The sequence below is a fragment of the Paeniglutamicibacter sp. MACA_103 genome, assembly GCF_045798555.1.
Lineage (GTDB): Bacteria > Actinomycetota > Actinomycetes > Actinomycetales > Micrococcaceae > Paeniglutamicibacter.
The window spans coordinates 1-18,971 of sequence record NZ_JBIXLN010000042.1 but is presented as its reverse complement, the minus strand read 5'-3'; the positions used below and the strand labels follow the sequence as shown (position 1 = coordinate 18,971).

Annotated in this window: 14 protein-coding genes and 1 pseudogene; 8 read left to right on the top strand and 7 right to left on the bottom strand. The window is 68.2% G+C overall.

Translation table 11 applies throughout. The features are described 5' to 3' along the window. The first annotated feature begins 25 nt into the window (after nucleotides 1-25). Complete coding sequence (locus tag ACIPVK_RS17370; RefSeq protein ID WP_407613235.1) at nucleotides 26-508, top strand: bifunctional nuclease family protein; 483 nt, start codon at nucleotides 26-28, stop codon at nucleotides 506-508. A 188-nt stretch (nucleotides 509-696) separates the two neighbouring features. After that, nucleotides 697-1,278 carry a MerR family transcriptional regulator gene (locus ACIPVK_RS17365; RefSeq protein ID WP_407613234.1) on the top strand — a complete coding sequence of 194 codons (582 nt, stop codon included), beginning with the start codon at nucleotides 697-699 and terminating at the stop codon, nucleotides 1,276-1,278. Between the two features lie 222 nt (nucleotides 1,279-1,500). Here ACIPVK_RS17365 and ACIPVK_RS17360 read toward each other — a convergent pair whose 3' ends face one another. After that, nucleotides 1,501-2,319, bottom strand: a complete 819-nt coding sequence (locus ACIPVK_RS17360; RefSeq protein WP_407613256.1) for a ParA family protein — start codon at nucleotides 2,317-2,319, stop codon at nucleotides 1,501-1,503. A gap of 280 nt (nucleotides 2,320-2,599) precedes the next feature. On the opposite strand from ACIPVK_RS17360, the gene ACIPVK_RS17355 reads away from it, so the two are divergent. The 3 genes and pseudogenes from ACIPVK_RS17355 to ACIPVK_RS17345 form a co-directional block, all read left to right on the top strand. Continuing rightward, the gene (locus ACIPVK_RS17355) at nucleotides 2,600-6,049 is read left to right on the top strand and encodes a pyruvate carboxylase (RefSeq protein WP_407613233.1); all 3,450 of its coding nucleotides are present in this window, start codon (nucleotides 2,600-2,602) and stop codon (nucleotides 6,047-6,049) included. A gap of 210 nt (nucleotides 6,050-6,259) precedes the next feature. Continuing rightward, a complete protein-coding gene (locus ACIPVK_RS17350; RefSeq protein ID WP_407613232.1) occupies nucleotides 6,260-7,258 on the top strand; it encodes a hypothetical protein in 999 nt (332 codons plus the stop codon). A gap of 7 nt (nucleotides 7,259-7,265) precedes the next feature. Further along, nucleotides 7,266-8,624, top strand: a pseudogene (locus ACIPVK_RS17345) (mycothione reductase); the annotation flags it as partial. A gap of 63 nt (nucleotides 8,625-8,687) precedes the next feature. Here the strand turns inward: ACIPVK_RS17345 and ACIPVK_RS17340 are convergent. From ACIPVK_RS17340 to ACIPVK_RS17330, 3 genes are all read right to left on the bottom strand, one after another. Continuing rightward, nucleotides 8,688-10,502: an AMP-dependent synthetase/ligase gene (locus tag ACIPVK_RS17340; RefSeq protein WP_407613231.1), complete on the bottom strand. Its 1,815-nt coding sequence runs from the start codon at nucleotides 10,500-10,502 to the stop codon at nucleotides 8,688-8,690. 151 nt (nucleotides 10,503-10,653) lie between these two features. Continuing rightward, nucleotides 10,654-11,121: a hypothetical protein gene (locus ACIPVK_RS17335; RefSeq protein WP_407613230.1), complete on the bottom strand. Its 468-nt coding sequence runs from the start codon at nucleotides 11,119-11,121 to the stop codon at nucleotides 10,654-10,656. Continuing rightward, entirely contained in the window at nucleotides 11,118-11,885 is a 768-nt protein-coding gene (locus tag ACIPVK_RS17330) for an alpha/beta hydrolase (RefSeq protein WP_407613229.1), read from the bottom strand. The genes ACIPVK_RS17335 and ACIPVK_RS17330 overlap by 4 nt, the downstream gene beginning before the upstream one ends. Nucleotides 11,886-12,107: 222 nt before the next feature. On the opposite strand from ACIPVK_RS17330, the gene ACIPVK_RS17325 reads away from it, so the two are divergent. Both ACIPVK_RS17325 and ACIPVK_RS17320 read left to right on the top strand, forming a co-directional pair. Then, nucleotides 12,108-12,815 (top strand): lysophospholipid acyltransferase family protein, encoded by a 708-nt coding sequence (locus tag ACIPVK_RS17325; protein ID WP_407613228.1) that lies wholly within the window; start codon nucleotides 12,108-12,110, stop codon nucleotides 12,813-12,815. Between the two features lie 124 nt (nucleotides 12,816-12,939). Continuing rightward, nucleotides 12,940-14,310 carry a class II 3-deoxy-7-phosphoheptulonate synthase gene (locus ACIPVK_RS17320; protein WP_407613227.1) on the top strand — a complete coding sequence of 457 codons (1,371 nt, stop codon included), beginning with the start codon at nucleotides 12,940-12,942 and terminating at the stop codon, nucleotides 14,308-14,310. 130 nt (nucleotides 14,311-14,440) lie between these two features. Here ACIPVK_RS17320 and ACIPVK_RS17315 read toward each other — a convergent pair whose 3' ends face one another. Together ACIPVK_RS17315 and ACIPVK_RS17310 are read right to left on the bottom strand one after the other, a co-directional pair. Next, nucleotides 14,441-16,618 carry a protein kinase domain-containing protein gene (locus ACIPVK_RS17315; RefSeq protein WP_407613226.1) on the bottom strand — a complete coding sequence of 726 codons (2,178 nt, stop codon included), beginning with the start codon at nucleotides 16,616-16,618 and terminating at the stop codon, nucleotides 14,441-14,443. A 124-nt stretch (nucleotides 16,619-16,742) separates the two neighbouring features. Beyond that, nucleotides 16,743-16,991: a WhiB family transcriptional regulator gene (locus tag ACIPVK_RS17310; protein ID WP_007271814.1), complete on the bottom strand. Its 249-nt coding sequence runs from the start codon at nucleotides 16,989-16,991 to the stop codon at nucleotides 16,743-16,745. A gap of 327 nt (nucleotides 16,992-17,318) precedes the next feature. On the opposite strand from ACIPVK_RS17310, the gene ACIPVK_RS17305 reads away from it, so the two are divergent. Then, nucleotides 17,319-17,762: a hypothetical protein gene (locus tag ACIPVK_RS17305; RefSeq protein ID WP_407613225.1), complete on the top strand. Its 444-nt coding sequence runs from the start codon at nucleotides 17,319-17,321 to the stop codon at nucleotides 17,760-17,762. Between the two features lie 23 nt (nucleotides 17,763-17,785). Here ACIPVK_RS17305 and ACIPVK_RS17300 read toward each other — a convergent pair. After that, a partial coding sequence (locus tag ACIPVK_RS17300; protein ID WP_407613224.1) for a hypothetical protein occupies nucleotides 17,786-18,971 on the bottom strand: 1,186 nt, incomplete at its 5' end.

Genomic DNA, 18,971 nt, shown 5'->3' with positions numbered 1-18,971 from the left:
AGCGACCCGAGTTAAGGAGCGAACCATGCAAGAACTTGAAGTTGTCGGAGTTCGCATCGAACTTCCCTCCAACCAGCCGCTTGTCCTGCTCAAGGAAGCCAACACCCAACGCCACCTGCCGATTTGGATCGGCGCCCCCGAGGCTTCGGCCATCGCCATGTTCCAGCAGGGCATTGTCCCGCCGCGCCCGTTGACCCACGACCTGATGATTTCGACCCTCCAGGCCTTGCACGCGACTTTGGTGCGTGTGGAGATCGTCTCGGTTCTCAACGCGGTCTTCACCGCGGAACTGGTCTTTGCCGACGACGTTCGGGTCGATGCCCGGTCCTCCGACGCCATCGCCCTGGCGCTCCGGGCGCAATGCCCGATCCTGTGTGACGACCAGGTGCTCGACGAAGCCTCGGTGATGGTCTCGGAGGACGCCGAGGTCGCCGAGGGGGAGGAAGACCAGGTGCGCGAGTTCCGGGAATTCCTCAACGAGGTCGAGCCCGAAGACTTCGATAAATAGACGACCGTCCGCGACACGCCTCAAGTTAAGCTTGAAGGTCTTTGACGCGGCCCCAATGTAGTCGTACCGTCGAAGCATAAGTTTCCCAAGGATTGCCATCCGCGGATTTCGGTTTCACTCGCAACGGAGTCGTTCCACGCCCGGCAGCCCTCTTTCCCTCACGGGGATGCTTGAGCAAGGAGATTCCAATGAATCCCACGGACGACCAACACGCGGCCTTACCTACGCATGCCGCGTCCCTTCGCAATACCCAAGGACTCCTCTTCACCGAGGACCTGCCGGTTCTCGATGAAGACGCCGGATACCGGGGCCCGATCGTCTGCAAGGCGGCTGGCATCACCTACCGCCAGCTCGACTACTGGGCACGTACCGGCTTGGTCGAACCTGCCGTCCGCGGTGCCAAGGGCTCGGGATCGCAGCGCCTCTACGGTTTCCGCGACATCCTGGTGCTCAAGGTCGTCAAGCGGCTGCTGGACACCGGGGTGTCCCTGCAGCAGATCCGGACCGCGGTCGGACACCTTCGCGAGCGCGGGGTGGAAGACCTTGCCCAGATCACGTTGATGAGTGACGGTGCCTCGGTGTACGAGTGCACCTCCGCGGACGAGGTCATCGACCTGGTCCAGGGCGGCCAGGGCGTCTTCGGCATCGCCGTTGGGCGAGTGTGGCGTGAGGTTGAGGGATCTCTGTCGCAGCTTCCCAGCGAACGTGCCACCGACTTCCCGGGGGATGAGTTGGCCCTGCGTCGCGCAGCAAAGCGGTCCGCCAGCTAGGTTCTGGCCCGCACACGAATTCTTGTGGACGGGGCCGGATGCCGCCGATGCGCCAACGCGCAGGTGGCTTCCGGCCTCGTCCTTTTTCATGCCCGCGACGATGCCGGTGCCCGCAAGGTGGAGTTCAACCAGCAAAAAACCGCCCCTTCGTTGCCCGGGCATTGCGCGGGCGAGTGTTGGGGCGGTTTTGCGTTTCGGGACCGTGGCGCGGCGGGGCGCCGGCTAGCTGCTAGAAGGCTTCCCGGCCGTGTCCGTGATGTTGCGCAGCAACTCGTCGAACAGCCCGGCAGTCTTTTGCGCGGGCCTGCCCGGCCACTGGTGCACGGAGTATGCCGCGCCCTGGATCTGCTGCCAGTCCGCGAACTCGGGAAGCTCGGGGCTCAGCACCGAGGTGCCGAACATGGAACGCATTTCGGTCAGGCGGAAGCGGTGCTCGTCCGAATCCTTGCGCACCCGGTTGGCGACCACATCGATGCGCCCGAGATCCGGAGCGTATTCCTTGCGGAACATTTCCAGGGCACGCTGCGTGCGTTCGGTGCCGGCCACGGAGAACAGCGACGGCTCGGCAACCAGCAGGATGCGGTCGCTGGCGCTCCATGCCATCCGGGTCAGTCCGTTGAGCGATGGCGGGCAGTCGATGAGCACCAGCGCGTAACCGGAGGTCTTGGAGAGCAGCTGGGTCAGCCGGCGCAAGTCGCGGGCACGCAGGTCGGGGCGGTCGTAGACGCCGGTGTAGGCATCGCCCACGGCCACATCGAGCACCGGGACCCGGGTCAGCGAACGCTTGGAAACGGCCTTGGCCTGCCAGGAGCTGGAGACGATGTTGTCGGAAAGGCTCGCCTTGCGCGAGGCCTTGAGCATCCGCCCGATGGTCATCTTGCCGTCGGCGCGCACGCCCAGGCCGGTGCTGGCATCGGCGTGCGGGTCCAGGTCGATCACGAGTGTGGGGATACCAGCGGCGAGGGCGGCCGAAGCGAGCCCCAATGTAACGGAGGTCTTCCCTACGCCACCTTTAAGGCTGCTAATGCTCACTACCTGCACGGAACGGACCACGCCCTTTTCTACTGTTAGTTGCTCGCGACTTAACGAGTTGGTTCCCTCAACATCATAATCGGCTTCTGGATCCTTTGCCGCCACCTGTCCCAACGACCGGCTGACACCAGTGTTTCGTGACCGCCGCAATCTTTTGCCATGGGTGTGCCCCGTCACGGTAGTGTGTGTCGTTGGATGCCGGACCACACACGACCGGCACCGAAAACACGAGTTCAAACCCTGAAATTCGTGCGCGTCATTCATCACTATGTCATTTCGCAGGAGCGCCATGTTTAAGAAGATCTTGGTAGCCAATCGCGGCGAGATCGCAATTCGCGCCTTCCGTGCCGGCTATGAGCTGGGCGCGAAGACTGTCGCCGTTTACCCCTACGAGGATCGCAACTCGATCCACCGCCAGAAGTCCGACGAGGCCTACCGGATCGGCGAGGAGGGCCACCCGGTCCGCGCCTACCTGGACGTGGACGAGGTGATCCGCGTCGCCAAGGAAGCCGGCGCGGATGCCATCTACCCGGGCTACGGATTCCTGTCCGAGAACCCGGACCTGTCGCGTGCCGCGGCGGAAGCGGGCATCAAGTTCATTGGCCCCGCCGCGGAGGTGCTGGAACTGGCCGGCAACAAGGTTGCCGCGCTGCGTGCCGCACGGGCGGCCGGCATTCCGGTGCTGCAGTCCTCGGACCCCAGCGACGACCTTGAGTACCTCACCGCCGAGGCCGACAAGATCGGTTTCCCGATCTTCGTCAAGGCAGTTGCCGGCGGCGGCGGCCGCGGCATGCGCCGTGTCGACACCCGCGACCAGCTTGCCGAGTCGCTCTCTGCGGCCATGCGCGAGGCCGGAAGCGCCTTCGGCGACCCGACGGTGTTCCTGGAGCAGGCAGTCCTGCGTCCGCGCCACATCGAGGTCCAGATCCTGGCCGACGAGCACGGCAACGTCGTGCACCTCTTCGAGCGCGACTGCTCGCTGCAGCGCCGCCACCAGAAGGTCATCGAGATCGCCCCGGCCCCGAACCTGGACGAGAACATCCGCCAGGCGCTCTACGCCGACGCCGTGAAGTTCGCCAAGGCGCTGAACTACCAGAACGCCGGAACCGTGGAGTTCCTGGTCGACACCGTGGGCGAGCGCGCCGGACAGCACGTGTTCATCGAGATGAACCCGCGCATCCAGGTCGAGCACACCGTCACCGAGGAAATCACCGACGTCGACCTGGTACAGGCGCAGATGCGCATTGCAGCCGGCGAGACCCTGGAAGACCTGGGCATCCGCCAGGAGGACCTGCAGATCCGCGGCGTCGCCCTGCAGTCGCGCATCACCACCGAGGACCCGGCCAACGGCTTCCGCCCGGACGTGGGGACCATTACGGTCTACCGCTCCGCCGGCGGCTCCGGCGTGCGCCTGGACGGCGGCACCATCTACACCGGCGCCGAGGTCTCCCCGCACTTCGACTCGATGCTGGTCAAGCTCACCTGCCGCGGCCGCGACTTCGCCACCGCGGTGGCCCGCGCCCGCCGGGCGCTGGCCGAGTTCCGCGTCCGCGGCGTGACCACCAACATCCCGTTCCTCATGAACGTGCTCGACGACCCGGCCTTCCTGGCCGGCGAGGCCGCCACCGACTTCATCGACAAGCACCCGGAGCTGCTGGCCGGGAAGAAGTCCCAGGACCGCGGCACCAAGGCGCTCGCGTTCCTGGCCGACGTCACGGTGAACCAGCCCAACGGTGAGCGCATCGAGGGCATCGACCCGCGCAAGAAGCTCCCGGCATTCCCCGGGGACAAGGCCTCCGAGCCGGAGCGCAGCCCGTTTGACGGCCCCTCGGACCAGACCCCGCCCGCCGGGTGGCGCCAGCGCCTGCTGGAACTGGGCCCGGAGGGCTTCGCCAGGGCGCTGCGCGCCGAGAAGGCCGTGGCGGTCACCGACACCACCTTCCGCGACGCCCACCAGTCGCTGCTGGCCACCCGCGTGCGCACCCGCGACCTGCTGGCCGCGGCCCCGGCGTACGCGCACGTGATGCCGCAGCTGTTCTCCATGGAGGTCTGGGGCGGGGCGACGTACGACGTCTCGCTGCGCTTCCTGGGCGAGGACCCGTGGGCGCGCCTGGCGCTGCTGCGTGCCGAGCTGCCGAACATCCCGCTGCAGATGCTGCTGCGCGGACGCAACACCGTGGGGTACACCCCGTACCCGACCGAGGTCACCGACGCGTTCGTGAAGGAAGCCGCCGCCACCGGCATCGACATCTTCCGCATCTTCGACGCGCTCAACGACGTCTCGCAGATGGCCCCGGCCATCAAGGCGGTCCGGGAGACCGGCACCGCGGTCGCCGAGGTGGCGCTGTGCTACACCGGCAACCTACTGGACCCGGCCGAGGACCTGTACACGCTGGACTACTACCTGAACCTGGCGCAGCAGATCGTCGACGCCGGGGCGCACATCCTGGCGATCAAGGACATGGCCGGGCTGCTGCGTCCGGCCGCGGCCGCGAAGCTGGTCACCGCCCTGCGCGAGCGCTTCGACCTGCCGGTGCACCTGCACACCCACGACACCGCCGGCGGCCAGTCCGCCACGTTGATGGCAGCCATCGACGCCGGGGTCGACGCCGTGGACGTCGCGGCCGCATCGATGTCCGGGACCACCTCCCAGCCATCGGCCTCCGCGCTGATCGCGGCGCTGGAGAACACCGAGCGCGACACCGGCATCTCCCTGGAGGCCGCCGCGTCGCTGGAACCCTACTGGGAATCGGTGCGCACCATGTACTCGCCGTTCGAGTCCGGGCTCGCCGCCCCGACCGGCCGCGTCTACCGCCACGAGATCCCCGGGGGCCAGCTCTCCAACCTGCGCCAGCAGGCCATCGCGCTGGGCCTGGGGGAGCGCTTCGAGGCCATCGAAGACATGTACACCGCGGCCAACGCCATCCTGGGCCGCCTGGTCAAGGTCACCCCGTCCTCCAAGGTCGTCGGCGACCTCGCCCTGCAGCTGGTGGGCATGGGCGTGGACCCGGCCGAATTCGAGAAGGACCCGAAGTCCTTCGACATCCCGGACTCGGTCATCCAGTTCCTCTCCGGGGAACTCGGCGATCCTCCGGGAGGCTGGCCCGAGCCGTTCCGCTCCAAGGCCCTGGAGGGGCGCGTCGTGCGCCCGCACGTCGAGGAACTCTCGGCCGAGGACTCCGCCGCATTGGCTGCCGACTCGGACACCCGCCGCGCCACGCTGAACCGCCTGCTCTTTGCCGGCCCGACGCGTGACTTCGCGGCCAGCGTGGAGAACTACGGGGACCTGTCGGTCCTGCACACCCGCGACTACCTCTACGGCCTGGTCAAGGGCCGCGAGCATGTGGTGTCCCTGGGCAAGGGAGTGCGCCTGCTGGTGATCCTGCAGTCGATCTCCGATGCCGACGAGAAGGGCATGCGCACCGTGACGGTGACGCTCAACGGCCAGTCCCGCCAGCTCCTGGTGCGCGACGCGTCGGTGGAATCCACGGTGGTTGCCGCGGAGAAGGCCGACTCGGCGAACCCCGGGCACGTTGCGGCCCCGTTCGCCGGCGCCGTCACCGCCCAGGTGGCCGTGGGCGACCGCATCGAGGTCGGCGGCACCGTCGCCACCATCGAGGCCATGAAGATGGAGGCCGGGATCACCTCCACGGTCGCCGGCACCGTGGCCCGCCTGGCGATCGCCGGCACCGCCCAGGTGCAGGGCGGGGACCTGCTGGTGGTCATCGACCCGGCATAGCCACACGGTGCCGGCCGTCCCCTGGAGGGCCGGCACCGCAACAACCAATGCAATGTGCGCGAGGATGGACCGCGCCCGCCCCGGATCCGGGGACCGGGGCGCGGTCCATCCTCGCTTGCGTGTTAGGGTGCCAATTGCCAGTGGATGCACCAGGGGCAAAGAGCAGGCGGCGGACCGAGAGCGGACCGCCGTTGGAAGGAGTGGGGTCCCATGGCCGTCAATCGGGCAGGTTTCATTGCACGGTGGTTCGCGCGGCGGGCACGCCCGGCGCCACCGGAAGCCGCAGGTGCCGACGAGGCGGCCGTGGCCGAGGCGCCGCACGCCGAGCCCCGGACCGCCACCGAGAATCCGCCGCCGGCACCGGCCGATGAACCAACGCCCGCAGCTGCCCGGCCCGCCGCCGCGGGGGATATCCCGGAACACGAAGCCCCGGCAGCCGAAGCCACGGCAGCCGAAGCCACGGCAGCCGAAGCCACGGCAGCCGAAGCCGAGGCCACGCTATCCGAAACCGCCGTAGCCGATGCAGTGGAAGCCGAATCCGCCGGGCCTACCGAACCGGAAGCTGATGCCCCGGGGGATGCGGCCGCAGGCCACGCCGATCCCGAATCCCGTCCCGAGTCCGAGCCCGAGCCGGATGCCGATGCCGACGCAGGCGCGGAAGCAGCAGATATCTTGCCGGAGGACTCCGCTCCCTCGTCCGCGGACGCCCCGGCGCCTTCAGCCGGTCCCGCACCCACGCCGCGGGACCACAAGGTCATCACGCTGGTTTCCCTGGCGGAACATGCGGGCGCCAAGACCCTGGCCGCCGCCCTCGGGCGCCGGACCGAAGGCAAGGGCTGGCGGTTCCGGACGGCCGGTCCCGGCCTCGCCCGCGCCGCATTCGCCGGAATGCTGGGCGACACCGACGCCCTGGTGCTCGTTTCCCCGGCGGACCCCGAGGTGACCACGGTCCTGGGCGAAAAGCTGCGCTGGCTGGAGGCCAACAACAGGAAGGGAATGCCGGCACGCACACTGGTTGTTGTTAACCTCGGTGCCGCGGACGGGGCGGCATTGCAGCTCCCGGCGGACCTGGACCGGCCACTGGTCCTGCTGCCCCACGACCCATCACTCGGCATCCCCGCGACCCCTGCGCGGGCCCCTCGGAGAGCCACCCGGCGCGCCCTTGACCAACTTGTCGACGAACTTTCCACCATCCTTGAGGAGAACTAAGCACCCCATGGCACATTACGACCTGGCAATCATCGGATCCGGATCCGGGAACTCGCTGATCACCGAGCACTGGAACGGGCGGAAGGTGGCAATCATCGATGCCGGCACCTTCGGCGGCACCTGCCTGAACGTCGGCTGCATCCCCACCAAGATGTTCGTCTACCCGGCGCAGCTGGCCGCATCCGTCGCCGAGGCCAAGCGCCTGGGCGTTTCGATGAGCTTCGACGGGGCCGACTGGGCATCCATGCGGGACCGCATCTTCGGGCGCATCGACGCCATTTCCGAGGCCGGCAAGAACTACCGCGCCAAGGAACTTGAGAACGTCACGCTCTACACCGAGCACGTCAGGTTCGTCTCGCGCAACGAACTGCGCACGGAAAGCGGGGAGAGCATCACCGCAGACAACTTCGTCATCGCCACCGGCTCGAGCGCCGTGCTGCCGCAGGTGCCGGGCATCGAACTGCCCGGGGTGCACACCTCGGACACCATCATGCGCCTGGCCGAGCTGCCCAAGCGCCTGGTGATCCTCGGCGGCGGCTACATCGCCAGCGAATTCGCCGCCGTCTTCTCCGCCCTGGGCAGCGAGGTCGTTCAGGTCAACCGCTCCGGCGCCCTGATGCGCCGGCAGGACGCCGACATTTCCGCGGCCTTCACCCGGGCCGCCTCCAAGCGCTGGGGGCTCGAACTCAACGCGGCGCTGCAGGGCATCGACAAGCAGGGGGACATGCTGAAGGTCCGCCTGGAGCGCGACGGGCAGCCCCTGGAGCTTGAGGCCGACGTGGTGCTGGTGGCCACCGGGCGGACGCCCAACACCGACAGGCTCGGGGCCGCGGAGGTCGGGTTCGACCTGCGCCAGGACGGCTCGTTGGTGGTTGACGAGTACCAGCGTGTCCTGGCCGCGGGAATCCCTGTGCCCGGGCTCTTCGGGCTGGGAGATGCGGCAAACACCGATCAGCTCAAGCACGTGGCAAACCGCGAGGCCCGCGTGGTCATCCACAACCTGGAGAACCCCGACGCGATGCGGCCCATGGACCGCCGCTTCGTGCCGGCGGCGGTGTTCAGCAACCCGCAGATCGCCTACGTCGGCGCCACGGAGGAGCAGGCGCGCGCCGAGCACGGGGACGACGCCGTGCTCTCCGTGCTCCAGCCCTACGGGTCCACCGCCTATGGCTGGGCCATGGAGGACGAGGAAGGCATCGTGAAGCTGCTGGCGCACCGGGACACCGGCCTGCTGCTGGGCGCCCACGTCATGGGACACGAGGCCTCGCTGCTGATCCAGCCGCTCATCCAGGCGATGGCGACCGGCCTGGACGTGGCCACCATGGCCCGCGGGCAGTTCTGGATCCACCCGGCGCTGAGCGAGGTCGTGGAAAACGCGCTGCTGGGCCTGGGTGTGCCGGCCCGCGCGTGCGGTGGTGCGGATCCGGCGCTAGGCGCGCGGCTTGGACCCCGAGTAGATCTCCTCGAGCACCGACTCGTAGTCCTTGAGCACCTGGGCGCGCTTGATCTTCAGCGACGGGGTCAGGTGTCCGGAGCCCTCGGTGAAATCCTCGGGCACGATGCGGAACTCCTTGATGGCCTCGGCCCGCGAGACCGCGGCGTTGGCCTTTTCCACCAACGCGGCGATCGCGTCGCGGACCTGCGGAAGTTCCGCGGCCTGGGCGACGGTGGTACCGGCGGGCAGCTGGTGGCGCTGCAGCCAGCCCGGAAGCGCCTCCGCGTCCAGGGTGACCAGCGCGGCGATGAACGGGCGGGCATCGCCGACCACGACGCACTGGGAGACCAGGGCGTCGGCGCGGATCTGGTCCTCCAGCAGTGCCGGGATCACGTTCTTGCCGCTGGCGGTGACGATGATTTCCTTCTTGCGCCCGGTGATGCGCAGGAAGCCCTCGGCATCCAGCTCGCCGATGTCCCCGGTGCGGAACCAGCCGTCGGCGAAGGTCTCCGCCTCGAGGTCCGGGCGGTTGTAGTAGCCGCGCATCACGCAGAAGCCCTTGGCCAGGATCTCGCCGTCCTCCGCGATCCGCACGGCGTTGCCCGGCAGCGGGCGCCCCACGGTGCCGATCTTCAGGTTCTTGGGAGTGTTCACCGTGATCGGGGCGGTGGTCTCGGTCAGGCCGTAGCCCTCCAGCACCGTCAGGCCGATGCCGTGGAAGAAGTGCCCCAGCCGCTCGCCCAGCGGCGCGCCGCCGGAGACCGCGTGCACGACCTTCCCGCCCATCGCGGCACGGATCTTGCCGTAGAGCAGCACGTCGAAGAGCTTGTGCTTGAGCTTGAGGCCCAGCGGGACCTTGCCGTCCTGTTCGGCGCGGGAGAACGCGATGGCGGTGTCGGCGCCGGCGTGGAAGATCTTGCCCTTGCCGGCGTCCTCGGCCTTGAGCATCGAGGAGTTGTACACCTTCTCGAAGACCCGGGGCACCGCGAGGATGAAGTTCGGCTGGAAGGACTGCAGGTCCGGCAGCAGGTTCTTCACGTCGGCGGTGTGGGCCACCTTGACCCCGCCGGCCACCGCGAGCACCGAGATGTAGCGGGCAAAGACGTGGGCCAGCGGCAGGAACATGATGGTTGCCGCGCCCGGGTAGACGACCTCGGGAAGCTCGGCGGCGGCGTTGTCGCTGAGCTCGACGAAGTTCGAGTGGGTCAGCTCGCAGCCCTTGGGCCGCCCGGTGGTGCCGGAGGTGTAGATGATGGTGGCCAGCGAGTCCAGGCCGGCTGCCGAGCGACGCTCCTCCAAGACCGCGTCCTCGACGTCCTTGCCCGCCTCGCGCAGCGCGTCGAGCCCGTTGCCGTCCATCTGCCACACGTGTTCCAGCTTCTCCAGGCCCTCCTGGTGGGCGGCCTGGCGCACGACGGTTTCATGGCGCGGGGCCTCCACGACGGCGGCAACCGCGTGGGAGTCGCCCAGGATCCAGGCGACCTGGCTGGGGGAGGAAGTCTCGTAGACCGGAACCGTGACGCAGCCGGCGAACCAGATGGCGAAGTCGACGAGCGTCCACTCGTAGCGGGTGCGGGCCATCAGGCCGATCCGTGCCCCCGGTGCGATGCCGGAGGCGATGAACCCCTTGGCCAGGGCGGAGGCCTCCGCCGCGAATTCCGAGGCCGGCATGTCGATCCAGGTCCCGTTCGGGCCCGGCTTGGAGAGCAGCGCCGGGTCGGCGGCGGACCGGGCATGGCGCAGGAGCAGGTCGGTGATGTTGGTCTGCGGCGGGTTCTCCACCAGCGGGGGGACTGTTAATTCCTGCATTTGGAGCTCCTTCGGTTCCGGGGCGGTGTTGCGCGTGCCCGCCAACCCTTTTCCCCCATGTCACCCATCCTAGTGGTTCGGGTCACACATTGCTTACTGACAAGTAACTTACGGGCATTTTCCCCGATACGCAACAATCCCCGGGGCGCGGCTACACGCGCGCCCCGTCGTCGCCTTCCTGGCGGTGGCGCGGCAGCCGGGCGAAGAGGAACACCGCGGCGGCGACCGCCACCACGACCAGGCCGATCCACAGCGGAATCGGCGCCCGGCGCCAGAAGATGGCCAACAGCAGCAGGGCGATCGGGGCACCGGCGGCACACGACCAGGCCAGGGTCAGCAGCGGGTTTCCCGAACCCAGGGCCGGGGGATCCTCGGGGATGAACGCGCCCTCGTCCTGCTCCGCCAGCTCGTGGTCACGCGGTCCGCCCAACGCCGGGTGCATCCGGAAGAGCTCCGGGTCCACGCCCCTCGGGGCGTTGTCGCCGGGCGCCGCGGGGGAGTCGCCGGAAGCGTGTGCTGCGGTGTCGCCGGGCGTCGCCTCCAGCCGGCGGACCAGGTCCTCCCACACCGAATCGTCGGAGTCGCCGGATCCTGCCGGCTCGTGCATGGGGTTGGTCATGGCCTGCTGCCGTCAACTTCCTGGAAGAACTCGATGGAACGGGCGAAAATCTCTTCCGCCTCATAGTCAAGCGTGGCCACGTGGAGGCTGCGCGTCAACCGGTTCACCTCAAGGTGGACACCCGCACCGAGCCCCGCGCGCAGCACCTCGAGGCTGGACTCGGGCACCACGTGGTCGGTGTCCGAGCGGAACACCACCACAGGGGCTTCCACCTGCGGCAGCCGCTTGATGGTGTCCCTGAAGAGCTTGCGCAACTCGTGCACCCCGCCCACCGGGGTGCGGTCATAGGCGTGCTCGTCGCCGCCGGGCTTGGCGATGTCGTTGGCGATCGCCGCGACGGTCGGGGACAGGTGGCGCAGCACCCCGGTGAAGGGCGCCAGCGGGGAGGACAGGGTCAGTCCCGGGTTGACCAGCGCGAGCCCCGCCACGGCATGGGTCGAGGCCAGGTTCAGCGCCAGGGCGCCGCCCATGGACAGCCCGGCGACGTAGACGCGTGCGTGGGTGGCCGCCAGGGCCGCATGTTCCCGGCGCACGGCGTCGAGGATTGCGGTGTACTTCGTGGCCGCCAGGTCCTGCCAGCGGGTGCCGTGCCCGGGCAATAGCGGCAGGCTCACGGTGTATCCGGCCTCGGCAAAGGCCCGGGCCCAGGGCAGCAGCCCCGCCGGGCCGGCGGTGAAGCCGTGGAGCACCATGACCGCGGCGCCGTTGGTCCCGGCATGGTGGAAGGGTGCGTTGGGGCCGGCGGCCGTTGGTGTCTGAGGCATGGCGGGTGCGTGCTCCTGCATGGATCGTAAGGGGGAACGGGCACCGGGTCCCACCGGCACCGCGTCGCGCCGAGTGTGACCGATGGCGTAGTTTTGCCTACAGTTAGAGCCTAACCGAGAACGGCGTGATCAACACCAGGTCTCCGGGCACACACCCGGGCACCGCACGCACCCGCCCCGGTGGAAGCCCGTAGCACCCTCGGCCCGGAAGGCACGTCCAACATGTTCTACCAATTTATGAAGCGGTTCATCGTCGGGCCGCTCGTGAACGTGTTCTTCCGCCCCTGGGTCAAGGGGCTGGAGAACATTCCGGAGTCCGGTGGCGCGATCCTGGCCAGCAACCACCTCTCCGTCTCCGACTCGATCTTCCTGCCCGTGGCCGTGAGCCGCCCGGTGATCTTCCTGGCGAAGATGGACTACTTCACCGGCAAGGGCCCCAAGGGCCGGATCACCGCCTGGTTCTTCCGGATGATCAACCAGATACCGATGGACCGCTCCGGCGGGGCGGCCAGCGCGCACTCGCTGGGCGCCGGAGCCCAGGCGCTGCTCGACGGATCCCTGCTGGGCATCTACCCCGAGGGCACGCGCAGTCCCGACGGGCGGCTGTACCGCGGCAAGCTCGGGGTCGCCAAGCTGGCCCTGGAGGCGGGGGTCCCGGTCATCCCGATCGCCATGATCGGCACCGACAAGGTCCAGCCCATCGGCAAGCGCGTCCCGAACATCCGCCGCGTGGGCATGATCATCGGCGAGCCCCTGGACTTCTCCCGCTATGCGGGGATGAGCGAGGACCGCTTCGTGCAGCGCTCGGTGGTCGACGAGATCATGTACGCGATCATGCGCCTCTCCGGCCAGGAATACGCCGACACCTATGCCGCCACCGTCAAGGCGCAGCTGGATGCCGAACGCCGCGAGGCAGGCAAGAAGAAGTAGCCGGATCGGCCTCCGCGGCCGGGACTGTGAACCCGATGCGTCCATCGGTTACGCCATGAATGCCCCGGCGGGCCCCGCAGCGGTTTACCCTTGGAGAGTGACTCAGCTATCTTCGACTTCCTCAATGCCCGGACGTTCACCGGCCGGTCCCGCTGCCGACCCCGCACTGGACATCTGGCGCACCCTGCCCATCGCCCAGCAGCCGACGTGGAGCGAGCACCCGCACTATGCCGAGTCCGTGTCCGAGCTCGGCTCCCGCCCGCCGCTGGTCTTTGCCGGCGAGGTCGACGTGCTGCGCGAGCGCCTGGCCGAGGCCGCACAGGGACGGGCCTTCCTGCTGCAGGGCGGCGACTGCGCCGAGACCTTTGACGGCGCCACCGCCGACAAGATCTCCGCACGCGTGAAGACCATCCTGCAGATGGCCGTCGTGCTGACCTACGGCGCCTCGATGCCGGTCATCAAGATGGGGCGCATGGCCGGGCAGTTCGCCAAGCCGCGTTCCTCCAACGACGAGACCCGCGAGGGGGTCACCCTGCCGGCATTCCGCGGCGACATCGTCAACGGCTACGAGTTCACCCCCGAATCCCGCGCCCACGACCCGCGCCGCATGGTCCAGGCCTACAACACCTCCTCGGCCACGCTGAACCTGATCCGCGCCTTCACCCAGGGCGGCTTCGCGGACCTGCGCTCCGTGCACTCGTGGAACGCCGGCTTCATGGCGAACCCGGCGCACACCGCCTACGAGCAGCTGGCCGGCGAGATCGACCGCGCCGTGCGCTTCATGGACGCCTGCGGCGCCGACTTCGAGGCGCTCAAGCGCACCGAGTTCTTCGCCTCCCACGAGGCCCTGCTGCTCGACTACGAGCGCGCGCTGACCCGCACCGACTCGCGCACCGAGCTGCCCTACGACACCTCCGGCCACTTCCTGTGGATCGGTGAGCGCACCCGCCAGCTCGACGGCGCGCACGTCGACTTCCTCTCCCGCGTGCGCAACCCGATCGGTGTCAAGCTCGGCCCGACCACCACTCCCGAGGACGCCCTGGCGCTCATCGAGAAGCTGGACCCGAACCGCGAGCCGGGCCGCCTGACCTTCATCACGCGCATGGGCGCGAAGAACATCCGCGAGAAGCTGCCGAACCTGGTCGAGAAGGTCACCGCCTCCGGCGCCCAGGTCCTCTGGGTCACCGACCCGATGCACGGGAACACCGTCACCAGTGAAAACGGCTACAAGACCCGCAAGTTCGACGACGTCATGGACGAGGTCCGCGGCTTCTTCGAGGTTCACGACTCGCTGGGCACCTACCCGGGCGGCCTGCACGTGGAAATGACCGGCGACGACGTGGCCGAGTGCCTCGGAGGCGCCGACCCGATCCGCCAGGAACAGTTCGACGACCTGTACGAGTCGGTCTGCGACCCGCGCCTGAACCACAAGCAGTCCCTGGAAATGGCCTTCCTGGTCTCCGGGGCCCTGGCCAAGCGCGGGGTCCGCGGCTAGCCACATCCCGCCGGAACGACGATGGCCGGGTTCCTTCACCTGTTACACAGGGAAGGAACCCGGCCATTGCCGTTTGCGGGGCAGTGAATCGCGTTGATGGCCGGCGCGTTGGCGTCGGAGGCGCCAGGCGCTAGACCACGACCAGGCGAACCGTCGAACCCTGCGGAGCCTTGCCGCCGGAGGGGTCCTGTGAACGCACGGTTCCGAAGAAGCCGCCCAGCAACTCCTCGACCTGGACCTCGAAGCCCAGGGATTCCAGCTCCCGGCGTGCCTCGCCGATCTGTTTGCCCTGCATGTTGGGCACCTCGATCATCCGCGGACCGCGCGAAACCACGTATTCCACCGTCGTGCCGCGCTCGACCTGCCCGCCGGCCGGCTTCTGCGAAATGATGTCTCCGGCCCGCACCTCGGTGTTGTATTCCTTGCCGGACGACTTGCCCTTCAGCCCGGCCTGCTTCAATTCGTCATCGGCCTGCTTGGGGGTCATCCCGGCAAGGGATGGAACGTCCACGGGGGCGGGTCCACGGGAGATGACAAGTGCGATCTTGCTGCCGCGACGGAGTTTTTTCCCGGGTTCCGGGTCATGGCCGAGGACCACGCCCTTGTCGACTTCCTCGGAGTACTTCTTCGTGACCTTGCCCGCGGCAAGGTTCGCGGCCTTCAGGTCCTTCTCGGCCGCGGACTGCGTGCGGCCGGTCAGGTTCGGGACGGAGAAGAGTTCGGGACCCTTGGAGACCAGGAGCTGGAGTCCTTGAAATCGGCGGATCGATTCCCCTGCGGCGGGTTCACTTCCAACCACGAGGCCGCGCTCAAGCTTGTCGTCGAATACCTCACGGGTACCGGCCTGCACGCCGGTGTCAGCCAGCCGCTGCACGGCCTCGGTGCCGGCGAGCCCGGTCAGCGTGGGGATCGTGAAGGGCGCTCCGGGGCCCATGCCGAAGAAGAAGCTGACGGCCGCAACGAGTGCTGCCAGCAGGGTCAACAGGGTCCCGATCAGCCACTTGCGCCGGGCCGGGGACTTGGGGGCCAGTTGGCGGGTCGGTATTTGTGCATCCCTGCGCCAGGCAAGCTCGGCCGCCTTGGCGTTCTTCTTGGCCTGCCGAGCGGAGACCGGCCGCTGGGGCTGCACCTGCAGCGCCCGGGTGTGGCCCTGGTCCTCCTGCGCGGAGGCGTCGACCGAACCCGAGAGCACCTGGGTGTTTTGCGGACCGGCCGCCAGGACAGTCGTGTTTTGCGCATCGGGGCCAAGGGCACGGGTGGGGTCCTCGGTCGGGGCGGGACCCTCGTCTCCGGACCGTGCAGGCAGGGCCACGGTGCTGTCGCCCGAGGCTCGTCCGGCAGCCGCCGAATCGCGGTACTCCTGTGCCAGGGCCAAGCGGTCGTGCACGGTGGTGTGGGCGGAAGTCGCCGGCGGAATCAGGTCCTTGAGCCCTCCCAGGGTTTCGGAGCCCAGGTCGAGTTGCTCCCTGGCCAGCGAATCGTGGATTTGCTTCAGGTCGCTGAGCAGGAAGGTCGCGTTCTGCGGCCGGTCCTCCGGGTCCTTGTTGGTGCAATAGGCCACCAGCTCGTCCAGCTCCGGGGAAAGCCCCGGCACGAGTGCGGACGGCGGCGGGACATCGTCGTTGATGTGCTTGAAGGCCAGCCCGTAGGCGCTTTCGGCGGTGAAGGGCTGGCGCCCGGTGAGCAGTTCGTAGGCGATGATCCCCACGGCATAGATGTCGCTGCGCTCATCGGACGGTTCGCCCTTGGCCAGCTCGGGGGAGATGTACGCGGCGGTGCCGAAGAAGTTGGTGGCGTTGGTGTGGGCCGAGGCGGCGCGGGCCAGCCCGAAGTCGGCGACCTTGATGCGACCCTCGTCGGAAATCAGCACGTTGGCGGGCTTCATGTCTCGGTGCACGATGCCTTCCTCGTGCGCGACCGACAGCCCGGTGCAGATGGCCTGCAGCACCACGAGGGCCTGGCGCGGGGTGTAGCGGCCGCGGTCCGCGAGGGACTCGCGCAGGTTCAGCCCGCGCACGAATTCCATCACCAGGTAGGCGGTGGTGCCCGAGACGTGGTGGTCGCGGATCCCCACGATGTTGTCGTGGGTGAGTCCTGCGGCAATGATCGCCTCGGAGGCGAATCGCTCCAGGACATCGGGATCGGAGGCCAGGTGCGCGTGCAGGATCTTCACGGCGACGGTGCGGTGAAGCCTCACGTCCATGGCGCGGTAGACGGTGGACATGCCGCCGTCGGCGATGCGGGCATCGAGCCGATAGCGTTCATCGAGCGTCGTGCCTATGCGGGGGTCGGTGTGTGGCTCTGTCACTTATCGATCGTAACCAGTGGTAGGGAAATGGGTAGGGTTCGCAACACGGGGACCGCAAGGTTGCTGCGCCGCGAGTGTTGCTCGGCATGGAGCCGAATGCAGGTGCTGTTGAACACCGATCGAACTAGGAGGCCCGACGGGCCCGTGCTGCTCGGCGCTTGAGCGCGCGACGCTCGTCTTCGCTCATGCCGCCCCAAACGCCAGCATCTTGGCCGGATTCGATGGCCCAGGCCAGGCAGGTGTCCACTACGGGGCACCGTCGGCAGACACTCTTGGCTTCTTCAATCTGGAGCAGGGCCGGTCCGGTGTTTCCTACCGGGAAGAAGAGTTCCGGGTCCTTGTCCAGACAGGCCGCGCGGCTACGCCAATCCATGCTTGATGATGCTCCTTGAATCTAGGAAAAGTGAGGGGGATTGCCCAGCGTGAAAAGCCGGGGCAAAAGCAGTCCGGCGGGAAAATTGCCATACCCGAACGACTGCCTAACAAGGTTTTCATGTTACGTTCACGTAAACAAGGGTCCTGTGTTGCAAATACGTCCGCATCCTTGAGTGCTTGGTCACAAGCGCCTATTTTGGGCGTCCGGCTAACAGGTTTCCCCCGCCGTGACAAGGGTATTTTTTGGCTCATTGTGTGGTCTTTTGTCACACCCTCCAGGCCCCGCCTTTCGCTTCGGGGATGGTGCTCGTACTAGATTTGAGGCGTGATGAACCAGCCAGCGCCAAAGCCCGTCCGCCCCGCGATCCAACGCCGCCCGGTCTCGGTGCTGCTCATTTCCGCGCTTCTGGTTCTCGAAGGCCTGGCGGTCCTGTTCTACGCGCTGACCTACGCCATGGCCCTCGGCAAGGATGGAGACCTGGGCATGGGGGCGCGCATCTTCATGCTCCTGTTGATCACCGCCGCGGGTGCCTGGCAACTGCTGGTCGCCCACCACTTCTTCAGGGCCAGGGCATGGACACGTGCGGCGGCCCTGATGTGGCAGGTCTTCCAGATCATTTTGGCCATCCCCTATTTCCAAAGCGGTGATGCGCTGATGGCGTGGCTGTGGCTAGTTCCCGCGGCGCTCATCGTGGTGCTGCTCTTCGACCCGAGAACCACCGCCTTCCTGGGTGACCGCCCGTCGCCTGACGCCAAACCGGGTAGCTGACCCGAGGCGGGAGCCAGCCCCGGTCACGCCCTGCGGTTCACGCACTGGATCTGGCGGATCGTTCCGCGATCAATGGCCACGGCACGTCCGCGGACGCTCGTGGTGGCGGCAGGCAGCCTGAACCCGCTGGGATCGGCATCCGCACCGAATTGGGGGTCGAGCACCAGGAACGAGCGCTGGTCCCGCACCACCGCCGAGAGCCCCAGTTCAAAGAGCAGGCGAGCGGACGGCTCGGCGCTGAGGATCACCTGGATGCGGGCGCCCAGCAACGCCTCGGCGGCCCGGGACGCCTGTGCCGCACGCAGATCGGCACGATCCACCAACACACGCGCCGCCTGCGGGTGGAGCCGGAGAAACTCCTCGGCCTGCGTCGGCAACTCGTCGTCCAGACCCAGGTGCACGGTGTGTCCCGCCCCCGATCCGCCCAGCGCGGCGAGGTGCTCCAGAAGCGTCGTTTTGCCGGAACCTTCGTGCCCAATGACCAACCCGCAGGGGCCGGGGGACCACAGGAAGGGACGGTTGTCCGGACCGCAGAGCCCGACGGCCAGCGCCGGCGGCGTCCCGGCGTCCGTTGGCACGCCCGCCGACGACAGGTCCTCGGGCAGAGGCAGTGAACGCAGCCAGCCCACCGGCGTCGGCCCCGGAGGCAGCGGCATGGCCGCGGGCCCGTCGAGCAGCTGGAACTCCGAGCCGCGCGGGGGCCCGTCGGGCGCCAGGAGCACGCCTCGGCCCACGTGGGAGGCGACCTTGCGCAGCTGTGGCCACCCCATGAGCACCTCAGGGCCGGCGCCGCGTGGAAAATACCATCGGGTCTCGCACAACGATGCCGCCCGCGAACTTGTCAGGTCCCGGTCACCGCACACCACCAGGGCGCGTCCCAGCGCGGGTGCGGTGCGCGCAAATCCGGCCAGCAGCGCCTCAAGGCCCAGGAACGCATTCCCCTCGAGGACCTGGGCCCAGCCGCCGAGCCCGCACGCCACCAGAAGAAGCGGCTGGACGCACCCGGGATCCCCGAGCTGCAGCACCAGCTCGGTGACGCGCCACGAGTCGCCGGGCCCGAAGTATCCGGACACCGCCGGATTGCCGCGCAGGGCACCCAAGGTGCCGTTGCCGTCCAGCAACATGGCCGGCATCCGGAAGGCCCCGCGGTTCACGGCGTGGACCAGCAGCTCGGGCACCTGTTCGATGCCGGAACCCGGCAGCCCGCAG

Excerpts from the sequence above, each read along its gene's own strand:
- ACIPVK_RS17370 (WP_407613235.1), top strand. The coding sequence starts at position 26 with ATGCAAGAACTTGAAGTTGTCGGAGTTCGCATCGAACTTCCCTCCAAC.
- ACIPVK_RS17365 (WP_407613234.1), top strand. The coding sequence starts at position 697 with ATGAATCCCACGGACGACCAACACGCGGCCTTACCTACGCATGCCGCG.
- ACIPVK_RS17355 (WP_407613233.1), top strand. The coding sequence starts at position 2,600 with ATGTTTAAGAAGATCTTGGTAGCCAATCGCGGCGAGATCGCAATTCGC.
- ACIPVK_RS17350 (WP_407613232.1), top strand. The coding sequence starts at position 6,260 with ATGGCCGTCAATCGGGCAGGTTTCATTGCACGGTGGTTCGCGCGGCGG.
- ACIPVK_RS17340 (WP_407613231.1), bottom strand. The coding sequence starts at position 10,502 with ATGCAGGAATTAACAGTCCCCCCGCTGGTGGAGAACCCGCCGCAGACC.
- ACIPVK_RS17335 (WP_407613230.1), bottom strand. The coding sequence starts at position 11,121 with ATGACCAACCCCATGCACGAGCCGGCAGGATCCGGCGACTCCGACGAT.
- ACIPVK_RS17330 (WP_407613229.1), bottom strand. The coding sequence starts at position 11,885 with ATGCCTCAGACACCAACGGCCGCCGGCCCCAACGCACCCTTCCACCAT.
- ACIPVK_RS17325 (WP_407613228.1), top strand. The coding sequence starts at position 12,108 with ATGTTCTACCAATTTATGAAGCGGTTCATCGTCGGGCCGCTCGTGAAC.
- ACIPVK_RS17320 (WP_407613227.1), top strand. The coding sequence starts at position 12,940 with ATGCCCGGACGTTCACCGGCCGGTCCCGCTGCCGACCCCGCACTGGAC.
- ACIPVK_RS17310 (WP_007271814.1), bottom strand. The coding sequence starts at position 16,991 with ATGGATTGGCGTAGCCGCGCGGCCTGTCTGGACAAGGACCCGGAACTC.